Source organism: Mycobacterium sp. 663a-19 (assembly GCF_035616495.1).
Classification (GTDB): domain Bacteria; phylum Actinomycetota; class Actinomycetes; order Mycobacteriales; family Mycobacteriaceae; genus Mycobacterium.
The window spans coordinates 768,659-786,616 of the sequence record NZ_JAPJAV010000001.1 but is presented as its reverse complement, the minus strand read 5'-3'; the positions used below and the strand labels follow the sequence as shown (position 1 = coordinate 786,616).

General features: G+C 64.1%; 15 protein-coding genes, 1 tRNA gene and 1 pseudogene. 13 read left to right on the top strand and 4 right to left on the bottom strand.

Features of this window, described 5'->3' with window-relative positions:
• Nucleotides 1–1,030 precede the first annotated feature (1,030 nt).
• The 3 genes from OQ968_RS03855 (at nt 1,031) to OQ968_RS03845 (ending at nt 2,364) form a co-directional block, all read left to right on the top strand.
• Entirely contained in the window at nt 1,031–1,168 is a 138-nt protein-coding gene (locus tag OQ968_RS03855) for a hypothetical protein (protein ID WP_324674778.1), read from the top strand.
• Between the two features lie 278 nt (nt 1,169–1,446).
• Nucleotides 1,447–1,692 carry a hypothetical protein gene (locus OQ968_RS03850; protein WP_324674776.1) on the top strand — a complete coding sequence of 82 codons (246 nt, stop codon included), beginning with the start codon at nt 1,447–1,449 and terminating at the stop codon, nt 1,690–1,692.
• A 72-nt stretch (nt 1,693–1,764) separates the two neighbouring features.
• Nucleotides 1,765–2,364: a hypothetical protein gene (locus tag OQ968_RS03845; RefSeq protein ID WP_324674774.1), complete on the top strand. Its 600-nt coding sequence runs from the start codon at nt 1,765–1,767 to the stop codon at nt 2,362–2,364.
• Nucleotides 2,365–2,409: 45 nt separating this feature from the next.
• Here the strand turns inward: OQ968_RS03845 and OQ968_RS24880 are convergent.
• Nucleotides 2,410–2,635 (bottom strand): annotated as a pseudogene (locus tag OQ968_RS24880) (SHOCT domain-containing protein).
• A 370-nt stretch (nt 2,636–3,005) separates the two neighbouring features.
• On the opposite strand from OQ968_RS24880, the gene OQ968_RS03835 reads away from it, so the two are divergent.
• The 7 genes from OQ968_RS03835 (at nt 3,006) to OQ968_RS03805 (ending at nt 11,175) form a co-directional block, all read left to right on the top strand.
• Nucleotides 3,006–3,293 carry a hypothetical protein gene (locus OQ968_RS03835; RefSeq protein WP_324674771.1) on the top strand — a complete coding sequence of 96 codons (288 nt, stop codon included), beginning with the start codon at nt 3,006–3,008 and terminating at the stop codon, nt 3,291–3,293.
• A gap of 24 nt (nt 3,294–3,317) precedes the next feature.
• Nucleotides 3,318–5,870: a heavy metal translocating P-type ATPase gene (locus tag OQ968_RS03830; protein WP_324674769.1), complete on the top strand. Its 2,553-nt coding sequence runs from the start codon at nt 3,318–3,320 to the stop codon at nt 5,868–5,870.
• A 202-nt stretch (nt 5,871–6,072) separates the two neighbouring features.
• On the top strand, nt 6,073–6,363 hold the full coding sequence (locus tag OQ968_RS03825) for a metal-sensitive transcriptional regulator (protein WP_324675085.1): 291 nt from the start codon (nt 6,073–6,075) through the stop codon (nt 6,361–6,363).
• Between the two features lie 538 nt (nt 6,364–6,901).
• Nucleotides 6,902–7,543 (top strand): DUF5134 domain-containing protein, encoded by a 642-nt coding sequence (locus tag OQ968_RS03820; RefSeq protein WP_324674767.1) that lies wholly within the window; start codon nt 6,902–6,904, stop codon nt 7,541–7,543.
• Between the two features lie 254 nt (nt 7,544–7,797).
• Entirely contained in the window at nt 7,798–9,480 is a 1,683-nt protein-coding gene (locus tag OQ968_RS03815) for an ABC transporter family substrate-binding protein (RefSeq protein ID WP_420715824.1), read from the top strand.
• A gap of 530 nt (nt 9,481–10,010) precedes the next feature.
• The gene (locus OQ968_RS03810) at nt 10,011–10,259 is read left to right on the top strand and encodes a DUF2933 domain-containing protein (protein WP_324674765.1); all 249 of its coding nucleotides are present in this window, start codon (nt 10,011–10,013) and stop codon (nt 10,257–10,259) included.
• 4 nt (nt 10,260–10,263) lie between these two features.
• Nucleotides 10,264–11,175, top strand: a complete 912-nt coding sequence (locus OQ968_RS03805; RefSeq protein WP_324675081.1) for a universal stress protein — start codon at nt 10,264–10,266, stop codon at nt 11,173–11,175.
• Nucleotides 11,176–11,622: 447 nt separating this feature from the next.
• Here the strand turns inward: OQ968_RS03805 and OQ968_RS03800 are convergent, their stop codons facing one another.
• Together OQ968_RS03800 and OQ968_RS03795 are read right to left on the bottom strand one after the other, a co-directional pair.
• Nucleotides 11,623–12,828, bottom strand: coding sequence for a hypothetical protein (locus OQ968_RS03800; protein WP_324674763.1), 1,206 nt, complete (start codon nt 12,826–12,828; stop codon nt 11,623–11,625).
• Between the two features lie 629 nt (nt 12,829–13,457).
• Nucleotides 13,458–13,778 carry a hypothetical protein gene (locus OQ968_RS03795; RefSeq protein WP_324674761.1) on the bottom strand — a complete coding sequence of 107 codons (321 nt, stop codon included), beginning with the start codon at nt 13,776–13,778 and terminating at the stop codon, nt 13,458–13,460.
• Between the two features lie 287 nt (nt 13,779–14,065).
• Between OQ968_RS03795 and OQ968_RS03790 the strand changes: the two genes are divergently transcribed.
• The gene (locus OQ968_RS03790) at nt 14,066–15,148 is read left to right on the top strand and encodes an MBL fold metallo-hydrolase (protein ID WP_324674759.1); all 1,083 of its coding nucleotides are present in this window, start codon (nt 14,066–14,068) and stop codon (nt 15,146–15,148) included.
• A 190-nt stretch (nt 15,149–15,338) separates the two neighbouring features.
• Here the strand turns inward: OQ968_RS03790 and OQ968_RS03785 are convergent.
• A tRNA-Leu gene (locus OQ968_RS03785) sits at nt 15,339–15,412 on the bottom strand.
• A gap of 359 nt (nt 15,413–15,771) precedes the next feature.
• Between OQ968_RS03785 and OQ968_RS03780 the strand changes: the two genes are divergently transcribed.
• Entirely contained in the window at nt 15,772–16,626 is an 855-nt protein-coding gene (locus OQ968_RS03780) for a PPE family protein, SVP subgroup (RefSeq protein WP_324674757.1), read from the top strand.
• Nucleotides 16,627–16,711: 85 nt separating this feature from the next.
• Nucleotides 16,712–17,812, top strand: coding sequence for a PPE family protein (locus OQ968_RS03775; RefSeq protein WP_324674755.1), 1,101 nt, complete (start codon nt 16,712–16,714; stop codon nt 17,810–17,812).
• Nucleotides 17,813–17,958: the final 146 nt, after the last annotated feature.

Genomic DNA, 17,958 nt, shown 5'->3' with positions numbered 1-17,958 from the left:
GGGATCACCTGCAAAACGCTCACAAACTGCTTGTGAAAAGATTCGATGAGGACAATTAAGCGATCAGCGACCCAGGAGCGCCAATGGCGGTAGTGACCGAAGCTCGATCGATCTCGACCAAAGGTGCTGTGGCGCATCGCATCGCATCGTTGCCCTGAGTTGCCCTGCTTAGGGAGCCTGATCAAGCAGAGGGCGTCGACGGATAAGTCTTGATTCATGCGATCGTCGCTTCGATCGAGAGCGCAACAGTAAAGTGCGGCGGTTGACGTGGGCCAGCAGTCACCGACCGTCGTGGCATAGCACCACGGCCTGGCGCTAACGACTCAGCGACGAGCTAGACAGAAGCGCGTCAAAAGGTTTCGACCGGCGAGAGCCGCAGCAGACGGGCGCGGGGGACCCCTTCCGGCGGCCATTACGAGCAGAGCCAACCAATCCCTACCTGGAAGGCCCGCTAGAACAATGCCGAGCACCATTAACGCGGCGTCCGCCGGTTTGGGTGGCGCTGCGAGCGCAAACACTTTGGACGCCTTGCAGCATGGGAGCACTTGGGCAAGTTGTGGCTGGTCAGCTTTGGCGGCGACCACACCATGCAGAGAGATTGATGACGATATTTGTGATGGATGCGGCGGCGGAGAGGCAGTTCGCACCGAGCCGCAGCTGCCAAGAATCGCCATTGGCGCAACCACGGCCGCCACGACGATACTCAATCGTAACGGTGACGATACGGATGGTTCGCTACGTCGCCGACCCGACCCTAAGCGGATGGGCCTCATACCCACCCAGGGTACATCATGGTGGGCCGCCGCCCAACGAACATTCGCTTGGATAACGTGCCGAACATTCGACGACGCAACGCCCGCACTTGGGCATCAAAGCGGTTCTGCCCAAAGGGTCATTCGGTCCGTGCCGGTGCTAAGTGCGGGGCGTGACCGGTGCCGTCGTCGTGGACGGTTGCTGAGGACCCATCTGTCCGCCGGGTCCCATTATCCCGCCAGGTGCCATCATTCCGTCGGGTCCCATCATTGGGCAAGTGCCGTCACGGCCGCCCGAACCCAGGTGCCAGCCGACGTGGCCGTCCGAGGCCCAGCCCAAGACCAACCCCGAAAAGAAGATCACCGCCGCGACCAACACGACACCAGCAATAATGCCGGTCCACGCCAAGGTCTGAGTTAGCCGACTCGGGCGCCCAGACCGATCGTCGTACCGGGGCTGTCTGGTCCCGGTGCTCGGTTCGCCCGGAGATGCTGGTGTTTGCGTCATGTTAGGCATGATGCCATGTATATACCCAACCGGGGTAGGGATTATCGGCCCTAGGAAGTGCAGTGCTTGCGTGGTCAGCATGCTCGTGCCGGCTCGAGAACAACAAGCCCGTTGCAGAACTCTTGCCCAAGATATACCCTGTGGGGGTATCAAGCGAAGTTGACCGCGGGCGCTGGAGGCAACGCAATGACGCTGTGGTATGGCGAGAATGGCTGGGGCTGGTGCAGCACGATCGCCCACATTCCCTGGATGGTGATTTTGTGGGCCGTGGTCGTCACCGCCATGATCCTCGCGGTCGGCTTTGCCAACAGGCAGCGAAACGATCCGCTGGCCCCGACGGGCGCCGGCCCTGTCCGGCCGGAAGGCGAGGCGGTGGCCCGCATCTGTCGAAGCGAAACGGATGACGACGATTTTTACCGCCGACTAATGTAGCTGCGCGGGAAGTATTGAGCTCCAAGTCTATTCGCTGCATCGATATCGCTGAGGCGCTTGGGAGGTCACTAGATGGCTGGATCCACGCGGCGGGCAGCACTTGCTGCTCTTGGTGCTGGCACGGTGATGGCTATTGGGTATGCGCTTCGCGGGGTCCTTGATTCACCCGTCCTGCGCATCCGCCTGACCGACGGTGGCATGATGGGTGCGAGTCCGGCGGACATGAGCCTCTACATGGACATGTTCCACCGACACACCGAGATCACCCGCACCGTCGAGGAGATCCCCGGCGGGGTGCGCACCGCCACGCAATCAAATGCTCCCGATCTCGCCGCAAAACTGCGCGCACACGTGTCCAGCATGTACTCCCACGTCGGCCAGGGTTCCGAGGTCATGTGTATGAGTCAGAGCCTGCCGACGCTGTTCCGCAACGCCAGCGGCTACCGTCGCCAACTGACGCTCACTCCCACAGGCGTCATCGCCGAAGAAACCTCCGATGATCCCGCCCTCACCGACGCGATTCGCGCCCACGCCCGTGAAGTCACCGGGTTCGTACGCGACGGAATGCCCGCCATGATGCGAGGCATGATGGGCGGTCCCGGCGGAATGATGGGACCCGGCGGAATGATGGGCGGTCCCGGCGGAATGATGGGACCCGGCGGACCGCCATAGCCGCCGATGCCCCGGGAACTTGGCACTGTGCCGTACCGGACGCTGTCACCAATGCGCGTGCTCGCGCAGCACGGCCAGCCGGTCGCGATATTCGGTTTCGTTGATCTCGCCGCGCGCGAACCGTGCGGCGAGGATCTGTTCGGGCGAGGCTATCGGAGTTGGGTCCGGAGGGATTGGACGATCTTGGTGATCTCCACTGATGTAGGCGACGAGTGATGTAGGCGACGAGGGCAACGATGCCCGCGACAAGCAGTGCCCAGAACAACACCATGCCGATGTCCACTCCGGCTCATCCCCACCAGCCCATGTTGTGGTCGTACGAGAACATCATGTATTCCCCTCCAATCGGAAAGCCCGAAAGCTTTTCGCTCACCTCTAGTTTGGCTCGTTTCCGACGGGTGGTCAGGGTCCGGTCGGCGGCAGCGTCGGGGACCTTCGATCCTCGATCCTGCGATGGCGGTTGCCGCTGGGCTAGACACTTACTTCCCAGGGATAAGTGACGCAAGTCCCTACCCCTAGGGGGTATAGTGGGATGATGCTGGACCCGATGCGCAGCGGCCTGCGCTGCGGTAGCGGAAGAGGTACGCAGGGTCATGGCGGGGTCCAGGCAGGTTACGAGCGGTTATTGGGCTGCGGTGTTGGTGGGTGTGGTGCTGCTGGTTACCTTTGTAGCGACCACGACGACGGGGGTCGTGCGCGTTTACCGGGCACGCCACAACGAAACGGGGCTCCAGCCCACCGACGGGCTATCGGACCTATTGCCGTCGCGGATGGGTGCGAGCCTGTGGCGGTGCCAGGCACTCATCGCCGAGGCGGTGGTCGTGCGACAGCGACTGTCTGGGGAGATCGATGCCGAGACGTACCAGGTACGCATGAAGGAGCTGGCGCGGCAGGAATTCTCCGAGCGCCGTTCACAGCCCAACGCCTAATCCGTCCTTGTCGAGGAGTTCATGGTGTCCGGTGTTGACATCGCCATCCTGGTGGGCGCAGCCTTGGTGATCGCGGGGTTGGCGTGGTACTTCTTTTCGCCGCGACGCGCGCACGCCGCCACGATCGGCGCCGGGGTCCAGCAGATCGAGGTCACGGTCCGCGGCGGTTATAGCCCCAACATCATCCAAGTGCGTCAAGGTATTCCGGTCGAGATCGAATTTGACCGGCAGGAAAGTGGGGATTGCAGTTCGCGGGTGGTCTTTCCCGATCTCCATCTGACGGCTGCCCTGCCCGCGCACAAGCGCACCACCGTCAGATTCACTCCAGAACGGACAGGGTCGTTCGAATTCGCCTGCGGGATGAACATGATTCACGGCACACTGGTGGTCACCCCCAATGGCATGGCCGCTGAAGCCGAAAGGCCCGATGCCGCCTCCGGTTACACACCATCTGACGGCGCTCGCGAGCCCGCCGCCGCCGAAATTGAAGCCTCCCAGACAGAAGAACGACGCGCCGAGATCGCCGACCTGACTCGCCGGGTCGTGATCGGCGCCGTGCTCACCGGCCCAGTGCTGTATGCGGTGATGGCTCAACCGTTGGGTGCCCATTGGGTACCGGCGTTCTTGCTGAACCACTGGGTGCAGCTGACATTGAGCACCCCGGTGATGCTGTACGTGGGGTGGCCGATCCATCGCACCGGTTGGCTGGCGCTGGCGCACCGCAGCGCTGACATGAACAGCCTCATCACCTTGGGCACCCTGGCGGCCTACGGCTACAGCCTGCTCGTCACGGTCGCCGCCGCTCTCTTGCCGGCCGAAGTGCGCGACGTGTACTTCGAGGCCGTCGGAGTGATCCTGACCCTGATCATGCTGGGCCGGCTGCTGGAAGCCCGCGCCAAGGCCGGCACCGGCGAAGCCATCCGCGCCCTCCTGGGCCTACAAGCCCGCACCGCCCGTGTGCTGCGTGACGGCGCCGAGACCGAAATCTCCGTCGACGAGGTCATCGTCGGCGACGAGATCATCATCCGACCCGGCGAGAAAATTCCGGTCGATGCCACCGTGTTGTCCGGACAGTCCGCGGTCGGTGAATCGATGGTGACCGGCGAACCCATGCCGGCCACCAAACGCGCCGGCGACACCGTGATCGGCGCGACGGTCAACACCACCGGCTCGTTGCGGGTGCGCGCGACCAAAGTCGGCGCGGACACCATGCTGGCCCAAATCATCCGCATGGTGCAGCAGGCCCAGGCATCGCGAGCCCCGATTCAGCGGCTGGCCGACGCGATCTCGGCCTACTTCGTCCCGGTCGTAATCGCCACTGCCATCGCCACTTTCACGATCTGGTTCGTCGTGGGCCCGGCACCCAAGTTGACCCAGGCGTTGGTATCGGCGGTGGCGGTGCTGATCATCGCCTGCCCCTGCGCGCTGGGCCTGGCGACCCCGCTGTCGATCATGGTCGGCACCGGCAAAGGTGCCCGCGCGGGCATTCTGATCCGCTCGGCCGAAGCGCTAGAGACCGCGCACAAGCTCGACACCATTGTGCTGGACAAAACCGGCACCATCACCGCCGGCAAACCTGCCCTGACCGATGTGCGGGTAACCGGGACAGTCGCCGAAAACGAACTGCTTATGCTCGTTGCCGCCGCAGAATCCGACAGCGAACACCCCATCGCCAGCGCAGTGGTCGCCGGCGCCCGCGAACGCGGCATCGACATCCCCGCCCTGTCGGCCTTTGACTCAATTACCGGCAAGGGAGTCCGAGCCACCGTCGCGGGCCTCACCGTGCTCGTAGGAACCGCAACGTTGTTGACCGAAAACGGCATCGACACAGCCGAACTCGAGCACATCAGCGCAAAGCTGGCGGCCGAGGGAAAGACCCCAATTCTCGCTGCCGTCGACAGACACCCGGCCGGGGTAATCGCCGTCGCCGACACCGTCAAAGACGACTCGGTCGCGGCGATCGCCGCTCTACGCGAACTGCGCCTACAGGTCGTGATGATCACCGGGGACAACGCCCGCACGGCCGCCGCGATCGCCCGACAGGTCGGGGTCGAACGGGTGCTGGCCGAAGTCCTACCCGAACACAAAGCCGGCGAGATCCGCCGGCTACAAGCCGAAGGACGCCGGGTGGGCATGGTCGGTGACGGCATCAATGACGCCCCCGCCCTGGCCCAAGCCGACGTCGGCCTGGCGATCGGCACCGGTACCGACGTGGCCATCGAAGCCGCCGACATCACCCTGATTTCGGGGTCGCTGGCCGGGGTGGTTACCGCGATCCGGTTGTCCCGCGCCACCATGCGCAACATCCGGCAGAACCTCTTCTTTGCCCTGATCTACAACGCCATCGGGATCCCGCTGGCGGCCGGCGTCCTGTATCCGCTGCTGGGACTGAGGCTCTCGCCGATGATCGCCGCCGCCGCGATGGCCCTGTCCTCCCTATCAGTCGTCGGCAACGCGAACCGCCTGCGACGCCACCACGTCAAATCGCTGCTGCCCGCCGAGCCACCCACAACTGAACCCAAGGTCGAAATTTGTGCCAACCGGCACCACCCCGTTGCTGGCCAGGCCCGAGGATGACAGAAACGCTCGCCGGCTCCCGGCATCGTAAGGTGCAACCCGAGCAATCCCGCGTACGCGCGAACCGATATGTAGCGAGAATCGACTCCACTGTACCCCCGCAGGGTACAGTGACTATCGAAGATGTCATTGGCGGGTGACCACGTTCGTCGCCATACGGCAACGCCGAGAACGGCCCGATGACGAAACGCTGGGAGGCCAGGTGGAAACCACCTACGGATATGTAGCGAACAAGGACAGCTACGCAAAGCGACTGCGCCGAATCGAGGGCCAGATTCGAGGCATCGCAAAAATGATCGATGACGACAAGTACTGCATCGACATCCTTACCCAAATCAGCGCGGCCAGCAGTGCTTTGCGGTCCGTCGCGTTGAACCTGCTCGACGACCACCTTGACAACTGCGTAAGCCAAGCACTTACTCAGGGAGGAGACGAGGCAGACGTCAAGCTGGCCGAGGCATCCGCGGCCATCGCACGACTCGTTCGATCTTGATCAAGACGCTATAGCCAGGAAACCGCGGGCCGCAGGCACGTACCGACACGCGCACTCACGCGCTTGACATGGGTACCCTACGGGGGTACTGTCTCTCGCATGAACGATATTCACACCTGCCACTGCAAATCCACCGGCTGCGCATGCGGCGACTCGGCCTGCACCCAAGCAGCCGGCTGCACCTGCGGTCACCCCGATTGCACGTGCAACGATTGATCAGCTTCAGCCAAGGCCTCGACACAAGTGTCGAGGCCTTGGCTGATTTCATGGGGGGCTGGCGCCACTGAGTCACCATGTAGAGGAGACATGCCAGAGCATCACAGTTGGAGCGTCGGCAAAGCCGCCCCGCAGCCGAAAGTCGCTGCGGTGTCAGGCTCGCCGGGGAATCAGTCGACGAACCGAAAGGCAGCGTTGTGAAGAACTCACTGCGCCCAACCCGGTGCCGGCTCGTGGCACCCGTGTATGCCGAGCCGATACAAAGAGGCGATCTGCTGGGAGCCGGGCAGCGCGTGGCATCGTCGCAATGCCCTCGAGCCTGATGGGTGACGTCGCGCTGCGATGGACTGTCACCGCGCTATTCGGTGCCGGCGCCGCAACATACGTGTATATCCTTGTCTCCCAACGCGGCCACTGGGCAAGCACCGTCAACCATCTGTTGCACCTCGTGATGTCGGCGGCAATGATCTCGATGGCCTGGGGCATCGGTATGAGCCTGCCAACGCCCGGGCCGATGATCTTCTTCCTGCTGGCCGGCGTCTGGTTTGCAGGTGCGGCCGGCCGAATGTCAACTCCTACCGGTGATCGGCTAACCAACGGCTACTACGCCGTGATGATGGCAGCAATGGCGTGGATGTTCGCGACGATGCACGGTGGACTGCCAAGTCAGTTCGGTCACTCATCCGACCATGCACAGTCAGCCCCGCCTGCCATAGATATGTCCGGGATGGAGATGCCGGCACACGAGATGTCCCCAGCTGAACCTGCCGCCCACTGGATCGCCGCTGTGAACTGGAGCGCCGCCCTCGGTTTCGCGATCGTGACCCTGCTTTGGACGTGCCGTTACTTCGCTAAGCGCCGAACCATCGCGGGGCCGCAAGCCGCGCAGCTGGCGCACCTGGAACCGCTATATCAGGCGTGCACCGCGGCCGGCACAGCCCTGATGTTCGGTGCGCTGCTGTAGCGGCGAAGTCTGCCAGCGCCGTCCGCTTACGGAGTAAGTCTGCCGGCGTCGCTGAGTTGCCAATCCCCGTCCGCCCTTGCGTGTTTTTCGAGACCGGTTCAAGCTTTCGTATCGGTTTGTTTCGCCCGACCTTCAGCGATCAAGGAACCCATCCGCGACACGACTACGTACCGCGGCGGTTGGCCGCGGTACCGCGACGGGATCCGACCGTTGGCGGGCCCGGCGCTGATGCAGGCGGACCGGTGATCCGTTCAATCCGGAACTGCGGGCGCCTAGTCGGAATCACGGTCGCGCTGCTCACCGTCACACTAGTTTTCGCCGGATGTTCGACGGGCGCCGAGTCTCTGCCTTCGGCCGGCGGCAACTCTGAGGTCGGCAGCACCTGTGATATCAACCCTCAAGATCCCGCGACGCTGCAAAACGGCGGCGAATTGCGGCTACCGCTCGTCGAGTTTCCGTCCAACTTCAATACCTTGAATGTCGACGGCAGCGATCCCGAGGCCGCCGCGGTGATGAAACCAACCATGCCCCGAGCGTTCATCATCGGCCCGGACGGCTCGACAACGATCAACACTGATTACTTCAGTAGCATCGAACTCACAGGTACTGCGCCGCAAGTCGTCACCTATACCATCAACCCCAAAGCGGTGTGGTCCGACGACACTCCGATCACCTGGCGCGACATCGCCAGCCAAATCCACGCCCTCAGTGGCGTCGACAAGACCTACGCTATCGCCGGACCCAACGGCGCCGACCGCGTCGCGTCGGTGACTCGCGGTGTCGACGAGCGCCAGGCGATCGTGACGTTCGCCAAGCCGTACGCCGAGTGGCGGGGCATGTTCGCGGGCAACGCCATGCTGCTGCCCGCCAGCATGACCGCCACGCCCGAGGCATTCAACGCGGGCCAACTCGAGCGGCCCGGCCCGTCGGCCGGCCCGTTCATCGTCTCCGGACTCGACCGGGCCAAGCATCGGATTGTCTTGACCCGCAACCCAAAATGGTGGGGCAGGCCCCCGCTCCTCGACGGCATCACATATCTGGTGCTCGATCAGGCCGCACGGGTGCACGCGTTGCAAAACAACGCGATCGACGCGACCATCGTGGGCACTTTGGACGAATTGACTATCGCGCGGCGCGCCAAGGGGATCTCGATTCGGCGCGCCCCTGCGCCGAACTGGTATCACTTCACCTTCAACGGTGCTCCCGGGTCGATCCTGGCGGACCAGGCGCTGCGCTTGGCCGTCGCCAAGGGGATCGATCGACAGACCATCGCGATGGTGACCGAGCATGGCCTGACGAATCACCCGGTCCCGTTGAATAACCACATCTATGTCGCCGGGCAGGAGGGCTACCAGGACGACAGCTCCATCGTGCCCTACAATCCCGCCGAGGCGAGACGAGAGCTCGATGCGCTGGGGTGGAAACTTAACGGCCAGTTCCGGGAAAAGGACGGTCGCCGACTCGTCGTCAGCCATTTGTTCTACGACGAAGAGAGCAGCCGGCAAGCCGCTGTGATCACGCAACACAGCCTCGCCCAGATCGGCGTTAAACTCGAACTCCACATCAAAGCTGGTGCCGACTTCTTCACCAACTACGTCAACGTCGGGAGTTTCGACATAGCCGAATTCGGCTGGGTCGGCGACGCCTTCCCGCTGTCAACGCTCACAACGATTTACGCATCCGACGGGCAGAGCAACTTCGGCAGGATCGGCAGTCGCCAGCTCGACGCTGCGATCGAGCGAACGCTCGAAGAACTCGATCCCGGCAAGGCGCGCGCCTTGGCCAACGAGGTCGACAAGCTCATCTGGGCCGAAGGATTCAGCTTGCCGCTGTCCCAATCCGCCGGCCTTGTCGCGGTCCGCGACACCCTGGCCAACTTCGGCGCAACCGGTATAGCGGACCTGGACTACATCACGATCGGGTTCATGCGAACCTGACTTGCCAAGCGACGACTTCTTCCCTACCCCGCTTTTTGCCGGGGGGCGGGCAATTATCGCGGTCATCTCTTCGAGCGCCGGGGCGATTATGGGCCGGTTTACCCCTGCATAAGGGCCGAAGGTCCCTACCCCATGGGGGTATCTTCCAGCGACGATGTAGTCGCAACATTGCGCAATTAACGAATGGAGAGTTCGATGCCATCTCAAGCCAAGACCAAGGTCGCCCTGGTCGGTGGTGCAGTCATGGTTGCTTTAGCGGCCGGAGTCGACGGTGGCGTGTTGCTCAGCGACACGACTCCACCGAGAACTATTGCGACACCCACGTCCAGCGTGGCGCCAACACCCCCACCCCCAGCGGCTCCCGGAGCACCCGGACCTACTTCGACCACCAGGGACTTCAACGCCCCCGGCGGTGGTGACACCGGTTGCATTCCGCATGCGAACTGCTAGGCGCTAATCGCATACGGACGCGCCAGTGGCTTTCGTCGCCGGCCACAATTTTGTACAGTCTGCGCGGCTCAGCAGACGGGATGTTGACATCAATTACCTTGAATCATGGACTCTCTCTAATGAAACGTCAGCACATGATGTGGTACGCAGCGGCATTGATCGCTATTGCCGTCGCCGCGTTCGCTCTTGGCGCCCCCGCCTTGACAGTTCTTCTGGCCGTAGTCGTACTCGCCTGTCCGGTCATGATGATGTTCATGATGAGCGGAGGCCAGGGCCACAGCACTGGTCATCACGACGGTGACACCGACGAAACCCATAGCCCTTTGTGATGAAATGCCTGATGCTAGGCCGTATTTGGGAATCGTGGTAGGCGTTGACGGATCGCCATCGTCGACGGCTGCTGTCCGGTGGGCCGTCAGGGAGGCGACAATGCGCAACATCCCCCTTACCCTCGTCCATGTGCTTGCGCGGCCAGCAGTCGTCCCATCAATCCTGCAGACCAACCCGGCTCCGCTTTCTGCTGCCTCCTCCGAACAGCTCGAACAACACGCCCGGCACCTGCTTCGCCGCGCCACCAAAGCCGCACAGGACAACGCAACAGAAGGCCGCAGCCCCCAGATCAACACCGACGTGCTTGGCTCCACACCGTCGGCGGCACTTGTCGAGCGATCCAAATCCGCGACGATGGTCGTTGTGGGAAGCCGGGGCCAGAACGCTTGGCGCCGCACCTTGCTGGGATCGGTCAGCACCGCGTTGGTCCATCACGCGCACTGCCCTGTCGCGGTCATCCATGACAACCTCACATCCCGCCAACAACCCACACATACACCGGTCCTCGTCGGCGTTGACGGCTCGCCGGCCTCCGAGTCAGCCATAGCGATCGCATTCGACGAAGCCTCCTGGCGCGGCGGTGCATTACTGGCCCTACACGCCTTCAATGACGCTGACCTCTCGCACGTTCCGCGCATGGAACGATGGTCGGAACAGGCCGTGAAAGCCGCGGCGAACGAAGCACTCGCCGAGCGCCTAGCAGGCTGGCAGGAACGCTACCCCGACGTTACCGTTCATCGTCTGGTCGTTTGGGACCAGCCGGCCCGCCACCTTCTCGACAGCAGTCAATCCGCTCAGCTCGTCGTGGTCGGTAGCCGAGGCCGCGGAGGGTTCACCGGACTGCTGCTCGGATCGGTCAGTACTGCCGTGGTGCACGCAGCCCGCGTACCCGTGATCGTCGCCCGCCGGAGCTAGCCGGAGGCCTCCTGTGACCCCCCACAATTAGGGGCGGGTTCACCCATTGAATATGGGCCTAAAGGCCCTACCCCCCGGGGGTACCTCACGTCATAATGGAGATCTCAAGACAACCAACAACGAATCGAGAGTTTGATGCCATCTCAAGCCAAGACCAGGATCGCGCTGATCGGTGGCGCAGCCATGGTTGCGTTAGCGGCGGGAGTAGGTGGTGTATTGCTTAGCGACGCAACTACGCCCGCACCCGTTGCGACCCCCACGTCCAGCGTGGCGCCAGCGCCCGCACCTCCCACCACAGCCGGAGCTCCCGCACCCTCAACAGACGGTAATGCCCCCAGTGCTCCCGGCGGTTGCATCCCCCATATCAACTGCTAGGCCCGACGACGTCGATGTCTCGGCGGGTCCGGGTGCTTGTTCGAAACTCGTGCAGCCGTTGACCGGTTAGGTCTACTGGAATGTGAGCTCGGGCGGGATCTTGGCCAGCTCGGCGATCCCCGATAAGAATTCGGTGACGTCTTTCCGCTTGGTCGCTCCGCCGGAGGTTTCCACGGTAACTGGCACACGAATCTGGCCGGAGAACGTCTGCGTCATGCGGTACGAGTCAAATTTCTCGAGTTTGACCGCGCTTAGGTCGGCGGTCCCCCACCCGACCGTGCCCTCGACTAGGCCGTGGTGATCCAGACGCACCGGACAACCAGGAGGTGCGAGCAGATTGGACTGTTGGCACTTGAGCATCGCCCCGGCCAGCTCAGCCCTAACCGCGTCGCGTCCCCTTTCCGCAAGCGCGAAATTGGGATGTACCCAGAACGGAGCCGCCATCGTGAGTTGGTCGAGCACAAGCGGTTCGACCGTCACCGTCACGTAGGGGTTGGTGCTGCCGATGTCGACCCACCCCGGAAACACATAAACTGTGGAGTCGCCGATCGGCATGCCAAATAGCGTCACCGTTTTCGCGGCGGCATTGTCCATCGACGCACCCAGACCCGGTGTGAACTTGATCGCCGCCGAAGCTAGCTTCCAGCGGTTGTGGTCCATCCACAAATCCAAAATCGCATCCGAGGTTTGGTCACCAAAGGTGGCGACCACATGCACATGAGCCATGCTCTGCGCCGCGCCCGGTGCTGACGAATTGTCGTGCAGAATCCGGATATTGCGGATTGGCCATTGCGCGACTTGCCTTTTGAGGATCTCACCGGTCAGGAACTCATCGGTTGCCGGCTGATCGACGCCATAAGACAGAGCCGTCGTCGCGTCTCCGCGGGCGAGGGCTTCCAGGTAGCTTTTGACCGCGTCACCGGCCGACCCGCCAGCCTGCCCCCTGTCGCGCTCGGCCACGGTGGCAACCACAACGACCACCAGCGCCACCAGCAATGCGCCCGCAGCTACGAACGCGACAACCAATCGTTTTCGACTCTTGCGAGCCTTGGGCCCAGCCGGCACGCCCGGTGCCGCTTGTTGCGGGCTGCCCGACAGAGGCGGCAGGGAAAGCAACCCCCCAGAAAGCGGTGGCGCTTCCGGCGCCCACTGGCCGCCGATGCCGTCGATGCGATCAGTCGAGCCCGCCTGACACGGCCCCGCATCAGCGTGCCCGTCCGGATCGGACCTATCGCTTGGGTTAACGCCCTCGAAGCGCTCACCGGACCAATCGGTCACACCAACCTCCAATTGGCTTAGTAGAGCATCCTATCGGCGGCGTTCCCAACGTCTGATGCACGCCATCATGCGCGTCGGCGCCGTCACACCTGGTGTCATAAGGCCCTACCCCGTAGGGGTACCATAGTGTAATGATGACGCCCAGACCCTGGACAAAGGAGAGATCCATGAAATCTCGAGCGAGGACGGCCATCGCCATGTTCGGTGGCGCCGCCGTACTTTTCTCGGCGGTGGGGTGCGGCGTCGGCGCTAAGTCGACAGGCAGCACAACCACCACCACCACCACCACCACCACGCCGTCGTCTTCCAGCGTGCCAACAAACTCCCCACCTACGGACAGCCACGAAGGTCCCCCGGGGCCCCCGTCCGGTTGCGTGCCTCATCTCAACTGTTGAGCCGGGCCGCGCCGTTCGTTACGACGGCTGTGTCCCTCGACCTGCGTCACGTCAGAAGGTTGGCGCAAGCCGTAGCGCCATTCGCGGCACGTGCCGCGATGATCCGCAGACGCCCGCATATCGCTGGACGGCGTCGAAGAGGCCGAACGCACCGCTGGCCCAACACCGTTCGCGTACTCGATCGTGCGCTGTGGTGACGCTTTGGGCGAGGCCGCCCGCTTCATGTGCTTGGCGCTAGGGGTGTGGCGTGGCCGGTACCGACGTCGTAGGCGTCTGTTGGGGACCCATCATTCCGCCCGGACCCATCATGCCGCCGGGGCCCATCATTCCGCCGGATCCCATCATCGGGCACGTACCACCGCGGCCGCCGTCGTAACCCCTGTGCCAGCCATAGTGGTCGCCTGAAGACCAGCCCGATAACAACCCGGCGAGGAAGATCGCCCCGGCGACGAACACGATGCCGGCGATGATGACTACCCATGCCGCGACTTGACCCAGACGACTAGGCCCGGTCACGGTGGGTGCTTCAATCTTGGATTCAGGTGTTTCTGCCATGACCTGAAGGATGCCACGTTTATACCCCAGCGGGGTAGGGGCTAATGGCCCTATGAACCGCAATGCCCGCAGTGGCTGCCACGTCTTCGGGGTAGAGCAACGGCGGCGAAGGGGATCCGTGGGCTCACCGGAAACGGCGGCCAATATGTCCAGACTCCACGGCCCGGCCACCACGTCATGCTACGAGCGCAGCGGCGCCACACTCCGTAACACTTGGGCCAAACGGCTCTCACCGCTGCGGGCGGCATACCGCTACCGTGCTGGGCATCCCAGAAGGAAGGCCAGCGATGTGCACCGAACCTCACCACCACCATCCCGGCACCGCAGGCGCCCCGCGGATCCACCCCGAACCCGCCAGCGCACCGGCCGATCCGATCACGCTCACCCCGGTCGACGCCGTCGTGCTCACCACCTTGGTGGGCAACAGCACCGACCTGCTGCTAACCGATCAGGGCCCGGTCCATCGACAGGGCCTGCTGTCCGCCGCCACCGCACCGCGCCTGGCTGCGAGCGTGCTTGACACTGGCGAGGCCTACGACATTCCCTTGGCCGAGCATGGGTTCTCGATGCTGGTCACCGTCACCCGCAACGGCCGCGACCACCACCTGCTGTTCGACGCGGGCATGACCCCCGACGGGCTGTCCAAGAACATGCGCCGACTTGGGTTGTCACCGTTCGACGTTGAGCTGGTCGTGCTCAGCCATGGGCACTCCGACCACGTGACCGGCCTCGACGGATTCGTCCGCACGGTCGGCCCTTCCCACTTGCCGCTGGTGGTGCACCCGGGCGCGTTCACCAAGCGCCGCTTCGCCATACCGGGGCTGTTCGAACTCGAACTTCCCTCACCGTCCCGCACCGCGCTGCAGCAGGCCGGCCTGGACATCGTCGAACGCCGCCAGCCGTCGCTGCTGTTCGACGATTCGGTACTGATCACCGGCGAAGTGGACCGCACCAGCGAATTCGAACACGGCATGCCGTTCCACGAGGCACTCACCGACGGGACCTGGGCACCGGATCCGCTCATCCTCGACGACCAAGCGCTCATCGTCAACGTCGCCGACCACGGCTTGGTCGTGCTGACCGGCTGCGGGCACGCCGGCATCGTCAACATCGTCCGCTATGCGCGTCGGCTCACCGGCATCGACACTGTCGCCGCCGTCGTCGGGGGCTTTCACCTCAGCGGCCCGGCGTTCGAACCGATCATCAAACCCACCGTCGACGCGCTGGTCGGGATCGGGGCCGAGGTCGTCATCCCGGCCCACTGCACCGGATGGCGCGCTGCCCACGCGCTCGCCCAAGCGATGCCCGAGGCCTATATCCCCAACAGCGTGGGCTCGCGTCTGGAACTGCGCGGCGCGCTGTCCGCGTGAGCCGGCGGTTTGGCCTAAGCGACTTGGCCCTTGACCCGCCGCTGTGTCCCACTCGGCATAGATGACGTCGCCATGCAGACCCTTCCAAAAACCGGTTCCGCCTTCGGAACAGGCCGGCGCCTACCCAAGCTTCCTGGACCTGGCGGCAAAGCGAGCTACCTACACCGGGGTTTGACCAGTACTTTACCGGTGCCCCCAGTCGGACTCGAACCGACACTGGGCGGATTTTAAGTCCGCTGCCTCTGCCAATTGGGCTATGGGGGCCCGGCGGCGAATTTAGCGCGCGGGCGCCAGATCCGTGACACCGCGTCGCACTCGAATCTCTGCCGAATTCGCCAGATGCGCAACCAGGGGGCTTCGCGTACGATCCGCGCGCCCGCACGCGACCGCTGGTTTGCCGGCCCTAATCAGATGACGCCGCTATGTCATCCGGCAGGAGCTTGTTAAAACCGCCGACGTTCGCGTTAAGAAGCCGTAAACGGCTGTCACCTTAACCCTTTCGATCGGGAATGTGGAGATCGGGGTGTCTAGCCTTACGCGAATACACAGGGATCCATATGCCAACGGACAGGGTCGGCCCAGCGGACTGGGTCGGCGTGTTGCGAACACAGTAGGAGCAATAAATGCCATTGATCGTTCTCCCTGCAACATTGACCGCCGCAGCCCAGACGCTGGCAACGCTGGGCAGCAACCTGGCGACGGTGTCCGCGGGTGTTGCGGCACCGACCACCGTCATCGCTCCCGCGGGCGCCGACTCGGTATCGATACAGCAGGCGATGATCTTCTCGGCGTTCGGCACCCAACTCCAGGCGATCCTCGCCCAGGCTCAGGATTATCAAACCCAGTTCGAAACCAACCTCGCCGCGGCCAGCGACACGTATACGTTCACCGAGGCCGCCAACGCGAGCCAGGCCGCTTTGAGTTCCACTGGCTCTTCCACTGGCTCGGGCAGTTTCCTCGACTTCATAAGCTCGATTCTCGGTGGCCCCGTCCAAAGTAGTAATCCGGGTGGCCCGCTCAGCCTGTCAGGTAACGCGGCCAACCTCGTCAACATCGGTGGCGGTAACTGGGCCTCCGCCGGGTCCGACCTTCTCGGGCTAGCCGGTGGCGGTCTGCTGGATACGTCTGTGGGTGATGCCGCTGCCGGCGCGGACCTCGCCGGCACAACCGCGCCGGCGGTGGCCCCGGCCGGTGGCATGGCCGGCATCGGGGCGATGCCGATGGTCGCGGGGGTAGGCCAGGCGAGCATGGTCGGCAAGTTGTCGGTGCCGCCCAGCTGGGCGGGCACGGTCACTTCGGGCACCGGCACGGCGCCACTTCAGACCGTTGGCTGGACCTCCACCGCGCCGCAGGGCGGGCCGGGGACGGTCATCCCAGGGATGCCGGGCGTGGGCGCGGCCGCGCGCAGCAGCGCCGGCTTCGGTGCGCCGCGCTACGGCGTCAAACCCATCGTCATGCCCAAACCAGCGGCCGTCTAGGGGATCCGGGAGCCGACGCGGTCACCCACTCAAAAAGCGAAATTCGACCAATCAAAAGAATGGGGTACAGATGAGCTTGCCAGGTATGCCTCCTGAAATCATCTCGGGCGAAATCTACACCGGCGCGGGCTCGGGACCGCTCCATGCCGCCGCGGCGGCATTGAACAGCCTGGCCGCCGAGCTGGGCATTACGGCGGCCGGGTGGGAATCGACGATGGCGACGCTGACCGCCGCCTCGGGCTGGCAGGGTACGGGGGCGGCAGCGGCGGCGGCCGCGGCCCAGACCTACATCTCCTGGCTGTTGACCACGCAGGCCGCGGTCGAGCAGGCGGCCGCGCAGGCCTCGGCGTCGGCGCTGGCTTTTGACGTGGTGCACATGGCGGTCGCGACCCCGGTGGCGATCGCGACCAATAGAGCTAACTATGCGGCAGCACTCGCGGGGCTCCCCGTGACGGCCCCGCTTGTCGCGACATTGGAGGCCGAGTACGAGGCGATGTGGGCCCAAGACGTCGCCGCCATGGGCGTCTACCAGGCCGCTTCGGCGGCCGCCGGGGTCCTTCCGCCGCTGGTGTCGGTGACCGGGACCGTCAACCCCGCCGCGGACGCCGCCGCGGTTGCGGCCGCGCCGGCAGCGCCGGCGGCGTCGGCCCTTACCAGCGGGCTTTCATCCCTGTCATCCAGCAACCTGGTCAGCTCGGTCGACGGCTTCCTCGGCACTCCGGCCGTCTTCAACGGCATCAACGGCGCGGTCAACACCGGGGCCTGGTTCACCATGAACGCGATCCCGACGACCGTATCACTGGGCCACACCCTTGGCACCGTGCAGTCGATCCCTTTCGCCCTCTCCGACGCTGTTGCACCAGCTCCCGGTGGGGGTGCCATAACACCGGGCACCATGGTCGGCTCGGTGACCGGTGCGTCGGCGTCCGCGAGCGTGGGCGAGGCGTCCGCGGTCGGCCGTCTATCCGTGCCGGCCAGCTGGTCGACGGTCGCCAAAGCGGGGACGTTGGCGTCGTCCGCCGCTCCGCTCGAGGGCTCCGGTTGGACCGTCCCCGGCGAAGAGCCCGTTGCAGCAATGCCCGGCATGCCGGGAATGGCCGCGGCCGCCAAGGGCGCAGGCGCCTACGGCGCCGGGCCGCGCTACGGGTTCAAACCGATCGTCATGCCCAAACAGGTCGTCGTCTGATGCGGGAAAAATCTGATGCGGGAAAAAAGGGGGTACATGTCACGCATTTGAGGCCAGCTGTCAACCGCCACGCCGTAATCTATCCGCGATACGGCCACCACCTACCGATACCAACCGCAGAAGCCTCGACAATGTGAAGGCTTGAA

Coding starts and splice junctions, on each gene's coding strand:
- OQ968_RS03795 (WP_324674761.1), bottom strand. CDS start 13,778: ATGGCAGAAACACCTGAATCCAAGATTGAAGCACCCACCGTGACCGGG.
- OQ968_RS03850 (WP_324674776.1), top strand. CDS start 1,447: ATGACGCTGTGGTATGGCGAGAATGGCTGGGGCTGGTGCAGCACGATC.
- OQ968_RS03820 (WP_324674767.1), top strand. CDS start 6,902: ATGGGTGACGTCGCGCTGCGATGGACTGTCACCGCGCTATTCGGTGCC.
- OQ968_RS03775 (WP_324674755.1), top strand. CDS start 16,712: ATGCCTCCTGAAATCATCTCGGGCGAAATCTACACCGGCGCGGGCTCG.
- OQ968_RS03790 (WP_324674759.1), top strand. CDS start 14,066: ATGTGCACCGAACCTCACCACCACCATCCCGGCACCGCAGGCGCCCCG.
- OQ968_RS03845 (WP_324674774.1), top strand. CDS start 1,765: ATGGCTGGATCCACGCGGCGGGCAGCACTTGCTGCTCTTGGTGCTGGC.
- OQ968_RS03805 (WP_324675081.1), top strand. CDS start 10,264: ATGCCTGATGCTAGGCCGTATTTGGGAATCGTGGTAGGCGTTGACGGA.
- OQ968_RS03780 (WP_324674757.1), top strand. CDS start 15,772: ATGCCATTGATCGTTCTCCCTGCAACATTGACCGCCGCAGCCCAGACG.
- OQ968_RS03810 (WP_324674765.1), top strand. CDS start 10,011: ATGTTGACATCAATTACCTTGAATCATGGACTCTCTCTAATGAAACGT.